Annotated in this window: 7 protein-coding genes and 1 rRNA gene; all 8 read left to right on the top strand. The window is 55.4% G+C overall.

From position 1 onward, the window contains the following. The first annotated feature begins 26 nt into the window (after window positions 1–26). The 8 genes from rrf (at window position 27) to HF921_RS09155 (ending at window position 5,423) form a co-directional block, all read left to right on the top strand. Window positions 27–142: ribosomal RNA gene (gene rrf / locus HF921_RS09190) — 5S ribosomal RNA — on the top strand. A 176-nt stretch (window positions 143–318) separates the two neighbouring features. Continuing rightward, the gene (locus HF921_RS09185) at window positions 319–918 is read left to right on the top strand and encodes a nitroreductase family protein (RefSeq protein WP_064218108.1); all 600 of its coding nucleotides are present in this window, start codon (window positions 319–321) and stop codon (window positions 916–918) included. A gap of 87 nt (window positions 919–1,005) precedes the next feature. Then, window positions 1,006–1,218: a YgaP family membrane protein gene (locus HF921_RS09180; protein ID WP_215892223.1), complete on the top strand. Its 213-nt coding sequence runs from the start codon at window positions 1,006–1,008 to the stop codon at window positions 1,216–1,218. Between the two features lie 240 nt (window positions 1,219–1,458). Beyond that, complete coding sequence (gene rplM, locus HF921_RS09175; RefSeq protein ID WP_014030395.1) at window positions 1,459–1,887, top strand: 50S ribosomal protein L13; 429 nt, start codon at window positions 1,459–1,461, stop codon at window positions 1,885–1,887. Window positions 1,888–1,899: 12 nt separating this feature from the next. Then, the gene (gene rpsI / locus HF921_RS09170; protein ID WP_014030394.1) at window positions 1,900–2,286 is read left to right on the top strand and encodes a 30S ribosomal protein S9; all 387 of its coding nucleotides are present in this window, start codon (window positions 1,900–1,902) and stop codon (window positions 2,284–2,286) included. 80 nt (window positions 2,287–2,366) lie between these two features. Beyond that, a complete protein-coding gene (gene argC, locus HF921_RS09165; RefSeq protein ID WP_215892224.1) occupies window positions 2,367–3,401 on the top strand; it encodes an N-acetyl-gamma-glutamyl-phosphate reductase in 1,035 nt (344 codons plus the stop codon). A gap of 260 nt (window positions 3,402–3,661) precedes the next feature. Beyond that, window positions 3,662–3,985 carry a hypothetical protein gene (locus tag HF921_RS09160; protein WP_064218111.1) on the top strand — a complete coding sequence of 108 codons (324 nt, stop codon included), beginning with the start codon at window positions 3,662–3,664 and terminating at the stop codon, window positions 3,983–3,985. Between the two features lie 253 nt (window positions 3,986–4,238). Then, window positions 4,239–5,423: an outer membrane beta-barrel protein gene (locus HF921_RS09155; RefSeq protein WP_215893707.1), complete on the top strand. Its 1,185-nt coding sequence runs from the start codon at window positions 4,239–4,241 to the stop codon at window positions 5,421–5,423. Window positions 5,424–6,018: the final 595 nt, after the last annotated feature.

The following is a 6,018-nucleotide window of genomic DNA, read 5'->3' as shown; positions in this document are numbered from 1 at the left end:
CCCAGGGCCAGACCAGTTTAACCTTGTCTGGCGGCCATAGCGCAGTGGAACCACCCCTTCCCATCTCGAACAGGACCGTGAAACGCTGCAGCGCCTATGATAGTTGAGGGTCTCCCTCCGCGAAAGTCGGTCACCGCCAGACACCTATACCATACAACCCCGTACTCATTAACATCGAGTCGGGGTTGTTTTTTGTCGTTATCCCCTGTCTTGGGTCCTGTCTTAGGCGTGATGCCCGGCGCTCTGCCCCCTTCGCTTGACAATGCCAACCGGTCGATCTTATATGGTGCCCCTATTTCGGTATATTGTGAGGCATGTATGGAAGTGATTGCTGCAATAAAAAATCGACGTGCTGTAAAGTCCTTTGATCCGCACCACAAAATATCCGAAGAAACACGGCGGGTGCTGCTGGAGACGGCGGTGTTGGCGCCCAGTGCGTATAATATTCAACATTGGCGGGTTGTGGATGTACAGGATCCGGCGGAGCGGGCGGCTATTCGTGAGGTCGCCTGGGGACAGGCGCAGGTGACTGATGCTTCCGCGCTCTACGTGCTTTGTGCCGACCTCAATGCCTGGCAGAAAGAGCCGCGGCGCTATTGGGCGACATCGCCACAGCCGGTGCAGGATTTTCTGCTGCCGAAGCTGGATGAGTATTATCGTGGTAAGCAGGAAGTGGCGCGGGATGAGGCCATGCGCACCTTGGGCATTTTTGGCATGGCCCTGATGCTGGTGGCCCAGGATCTCGGTTATGACTCTTGCCCCATGGACGGCTTCGATTTTGATGCCGTGGCGCAGATTATCCATCTACCGGCAGATTTTGCGATTGGCTATATGGTTGCGGTCGGTAAAGGCACGGATAATGCTTGGCCTCGCAACCGGGAACCTGTGGAGAAACTGGTATACATCGATCATTTTTGAGCCCTCGGCAATTCGTCGAGATGGGAAATGCTCTATACTCCTAGCTCATCATAGCGATGCGGGTGACCACCTGCGGGAGAGTGAAGAATGCCTGTCAACGAAGGGGCTGCGGACCGGATTATCCGCGTGATTGTAGGTTTGGCCATTATTATAGCGCTGGCAGTTTTTCTGCCGGGCGCGAACAAATGGTGGGCGTTGGTGGGTTTGGTGCCACTGATTACCGGGCTCACCGGTTTCTGCGCGCTGTATCCCTTGCTGGGCATCAAGACCTGCCCGATGAAGCCACGAGCAAAATCCTGATCCTCTGAGTGCTGTTTCCGGGCACTGCTTAGAAAGGCACGGCGGCGACCGAGCCTTTCTGGTTACGCCGGATATATACCTCGGTGGGCCGGAAAGCGCGTGGTGCTCCGTGCGCAAGCGACGGAGGATGTCGACGGTGCCATTGCTTATTACCTGAGAGTCCGCAAACACCTTGACATCCGCCCCTATCGTCGCTAATCTTCCGCCCCTCAGTGAAAGATCCGAAGCCGGAGTTGTGTGATGAAGACCTATTCTGCCAAGTCTCATGAAGTGCAAGGGGACTGGTTCGTGGTGGATGCCACCAATAAAGTTCTGGGCCGTCTCTCTTCAGAGTTGGCCAAACGTTTGCGTGGCAAGCATAAGCCCGAGTACACGCCCCATGCCGACACCGGCGATTACATTGTCGTCATCAATGCCGACAAGATCGCGGTCACGGGCAACAAGGCCAAAGACAAAATTTATTACCATCACACCGGCTACGTCGGCAACCTGAAGAGTGCTTCCTTCGAGAAGATGATGGAGACGCACCCGGAGCGGATCATCGAACTCGCGGTCAAGGGTATGTTGCCCAAGAATCCGCTGGGTCGGGCGATGTTCAAGAAGCTCAAGGTCTACACCGGCTCCGAGCATCCTCATTCGGCGCAGCAGCCGCAGCCCCTGAACGTTTAAGGCGAAGACTTAATGGAACAATATTACGGTACCGGTCGGCGTAAAAGTGCAACAGCCCGCGTGTATTTGCGCCGTGGCTCCGGCAAAATCGTCATCAACAAGCGCACCCTGGAAGATTACTTCGGCCGCGAAACCTCGCGCATGGTGGTCATGCAACCTCTGGAATTGACTGGTCACGGTGGCCAGTTCGACATTCTGGTCAACGTCAGTGGCGGTGGTGCCAGCGGTCAGGCCGGTGCCATCCGCCATGGTATCACCCGCGCCCTTATGGTTTATGATGAAACCTTGCGGCGGCCTCTGCGCACGGCGGGTTTTGTCACCCGCGACGCTCGCGAAGTGGAGCGCAAGAAGGTCGGCAAGCATAAGGCCCGGCGTAGTCACCAGTTCTCCAAGCGTTAATCACGCGCGCTTCAGACTGGAAAGCAAGCCGCCTTCGGGCGGCTTTTTCCGTTGCAGCTTAAGATCATGTGGAGGGGAGTATGATTCATGTGGGCATTGTCGGTGGTACGGGGTACACCGGGGTGGAGTTGCTCCGTTTGCTGCTGCCGCATCCGGAAGTCGAGGTGACGGTCATTACCTCCCGTGCCGAGGCCGGGCAGCGTGTGGACGAACATTTTCCTAATCTGCGTGGCCACTGTGATCTGTGCTACACCACGCCAGATCCCGCGCTGCTGGATCAACTGGACGTCGTATTTTTTGCGACACCCCATGGGGTGGCGATGGACCGTGCCCCGGAGCTCTTGGCCAAGGGCGTGCGGGTCATTGATCTGGGGGCCGATTTCCGCCTGTCAGACACGGAGATTTTTGCCCAGTGGTACGGTATGGTGCATCGTGCGCCCGCGGCGCTGGCCGAAGCCTGCTATGGTTTGCCCGAATACTACCGGGCGCAGGTCAGTGAAGCGCGGCTGGTGGCCAATCCAGGTTGTTATCCGACGGCGGTTATCCTCGGTTTTGCGCCGCTGCTGGCGGCTGGTTTGCTGAACGAAGAGCTGCTGATCGCGGACTGTAAATCCGGGGTCAGCGGCGCGGGTCGCAGCGCTAAGGTTGGCCTGTTGCTCCCTGAAGCGGCAGACAGCGTCAGCGCTTATGGCGTGAGCGGTCATAGGCACCGGCCGGAAATCGAGGCGGTGCTTTCAGCAATCAGTGGCACCGAATTGGAAATGCAGTTCACCCCGCACCTTATGCCCATGATCCGCGGTATCCATGCCACCCTCTATGGACGCTTGCGTCGACCCATGCGTGACACGGCATTGCAGGATCTCTATGCGCGCCGCTATGCCGGCGAGCCCTTTGTGGATGTGATGCCCTTCGGCAGTCATCCCGCCACCCGCTCTGTGCGCGGTGCCAACGTTTGCCGCATAGCCCTGCATCAGCCACGACCGGGACAAGTGGTCATTCTCTCGGTTATTGATAATTTGGTTAAAGGGGCCGCAGGACAGGCCGTGCAAAACATGAACCGCATGTTCTCGCTGCCGGAAGATTTGGGGCTGGCTCATGTCGCGCTATTGCCGTAACGCCGTTCAAAAGTATCCCGTATTCCGTATGGATGGGCGACAGTGTAATATGCTGAAAACAATATTAATGTTGTATTTGTGTGCAAATGCTGTAGCCATTTTTCTACAGCTTAAATTATGTAACCGTATGAAAACAATAGGTAATAATTTTGGCATCATTTGTGCACTCTCATCTGGGCATCCTATCTGGAAGCGGGCATACGGTCCTTAGCCGATGCCTGTTTGCAGTGGATTCGTTTAACAAAGACAAGGAGTTTTTTATGATTAAGCCATTGGCATTCGCTGTCCGTCCACGCTGGCTGACGTTTGCCGGCCGTGTGATGTTCGCTTGCGGCTTGGCCTGCGCACCAGTCGCCGCATGGGCGGATGATGGGCCGTCTCTGGGGCTTGTTATTCCGGGATTGAGCGTATTCCTCGGTGATGCGCCGGGTTATTATGCGCCGCCCCCTCCCCCGGTCTATTACCCGCCGTCTCCGCCGGGTTACTACGTGGCGGCGCGGCCCGCGCGAGTCTATGGCCCCAGACGATGGGAACGTCGAGGACCGCCGCCTTGGGCCGGACGCTGGCGGCATGATGATGACTGAGACGCTGGATGCTGCGGTGGGTTGCCCAGCATAGGATGGGGTGGTTCTGATATGGAGGTTCATAGCGTGCGTTGATTTGGTGCTAAACGCACCACTATGGTGCGGTCGGGCCAGTATGCCCGGCTGAAAATTTATAATTGGTCCCTTGTTTTGTATGGATAGAATGAACATTATTGGACTATGTTGCTGATGGCATGATGTTTGCTTTTTAGCAACAGTGGCTAATTTTTTCATACAAACTGAAGGAGTCGTTATGTTGCACCACAACGCTAACCATGCTTCCCGCTCTTTGCGCAGATCGGTACTTGCCGCCATCGCCCTAAGCCTCCCGATGATGGCCGGGGTAGCTCAGGCCAGTCCCCTGTCCATGCCCGCCCCGCTGACCTTCAGTGCCGGCCCTCTCGGTAAGCTGGATGTGCAGGGTATCGCCAGTGGCATGGCTTTTTATCAGGATTTTCCACAGGGTGCAGCCGGCACCATGGGCGCTAAGAATGTTGGCGCTGATATTACTAATGGAATGGTCATTATTCAAAAGAATACGGGCGCTCTGCAGTTTTATATCCAGGCGGGTGCCTACAGCTTCCCCACGCTGGCGGCTGCTATTCCTTCCTCCACGAGCGACATTAACTTCTTTGGTGCCATGCCCGTCGCCTACTTAAAGTACGCTCCTTCTTCTGATTACTCGGTGGAGGTTGGCAAACTCCCTACGCTTATTGGCGCCGAAGGTGGTTTTACCTACCAGAATATCAATATCGCACGTGGCCTGCTGTGGGATGTCGAGCCGATTGTCAGTCGTGGCGTTCAGTTTAACGCCAGTAAAGGCCCCATCAGCGCCTCAGTTTCCTTGAATGACGGTTATTACTCCAATCGTTACAATGTCATGAGTGGATTGCTGAGCTATGCCATCAATGGTTCCAATACTGTGAGTTTCTATGCGCAGGGGCCACTCGGTAATGTACGTACGAGTTCCCCGGATGTTGCTTATTCATCGTATGGGACTTCCAGCGACATCTATGGCGTGGAGTATGTCTACAGCTCCGGGCCATGGATGATTGAGCCTTATGTGCAATATATGCATACCCCGCAGTCCAACCGGTTGGGCATTGCGCATTCTTTCTCCAATTATGGCGCTTCTTTGCTGGCTGATTATAGTTTCACTAATACCATATCCCTGGGTGGCCGGGTAGAATATTTGGGGGTTGGTGGAAAGCCTGGAGAAATGCTTAATAGCACTGGCGTAGCGGCCACTTTGACGGACTTGCCTGCTGATTCCCACGCCTGGTCCATCACGCTGACCCCAACCTACCAGGATGGCGGCTTCTTCGCGCGGGCGGATCTCTCCTATGTCGCGGCGTCTGCTCCTGCCGGATTGGGGCTGTCTGGCGGCACGAACACCACCCAGCTCCGCGGCATGTTAGAGACTGGGTTCATGTTCTGAGTCCTGCTTTGTGATCAGCACCCCGAGATTATCGGGGTGGGCTCGGCAAGAAAACCCGCCACAAAAATAGGGCGGGTTTTCTGCGTCCTGGAGGTGCGTGCCCGGGCGTGTTTGCGCCATATTGGGGCAATTGTTGCCAGCCGTGGGTGGTTAACCCTTTATTTTTCTGGTTCTGCATATTGGCATGAACTTTGCTAAATTTGTATTGTAGTGAGCTTGCTATACTTATGTACCCTCCTCCAGCAATATTCATGGGCGGCCCTCCCGCCCATTTTTTGTGCATCATTCCAAATATTGTTCCCTTCTGTTATAAGCCGGGTTCCAATTTAAGTTTGGGATCGTCCCTGCTGCGGGCGCGATGGTGCTTCATATGTAAGCACTCTTGACGTTTTGCCATGGCCTGGGCCATCATTCCCAAAACTTTGATCTCAATATTCACTCGCGACCTGCATCCCAGCCGATGAGGTCCATTTTTTGCTTGGAGGACCATGGACGCCACGGACCAGAAGCGCCTGTTGCGTGAAATGCTTTTTGCCCGCCGTTTCGAGGAACGTTGCGCGGAAGCCTATCACGAACGCCAGATCGGCGGTTTTTT

This window comes from Acidithiobacillus ferriphilus, from assembly GCF_018854775.1.
Lineage (GTDB): Bacteria > Pseudomonadota > Gammaproteobacteria > Acidithiobacillales > Acidithiobacillaceae > Acidithiobacillus > Acidithiobacillus ferriphilus.
The sequence above is the reverse complement of the archived record's forward strand: the minus strand, read 5'-3'. Positions and strand labels throughout refer to the sequence as shown.

Coding starts and splice junctions, on each gene's coding strand:
- HF921_RS09185 (WP_064218108.1), top strand. CDS start 319: ATGGAAGTGATTGCTGCAATAAAAAATCGACGTGCTGTAAAGTCCTTT.
- HF921_RS09180 (WP_215892223.1), top strand. CDS start 1,006: ATGCCTGTCAACGAAGGGGCTGCGGACCGGATTATCCGCGTGATTGTA.
- rplM (WP_014030395.1), top strand. CDS start 1,459: ATGAAGACCTATTCTGCCAAGTCTCATGAAGTGCAAGGGGACTGGTTC.
- rpsI (WP_014030394.1), top strand. CDS start 1,900: ATGGAACAATATTACGGTACCGGTCGGCGTAAAAGTGCAACAGCCCGC.
- argC (WP_215892224.1), top strand. CDS start 2,367: ATGATTCATGTGGGCATTGTCGGTGGTACGGGGTACACCGGGGTGGAG.
- HF921_RS09160 (WP_064218111.1), top strand. CDS start 3,662: ATGATTAAGCCATTGGCATTCGCTGTCCGTCCACGCTGGCTGACGTTT.
- HF921_RS09155 (WP_215893707.1), top strand. CDS start 4,239: ATGTTGCACCACAACGCTAACCATGCTTCCCGCTCTTTGCGCAGATCG.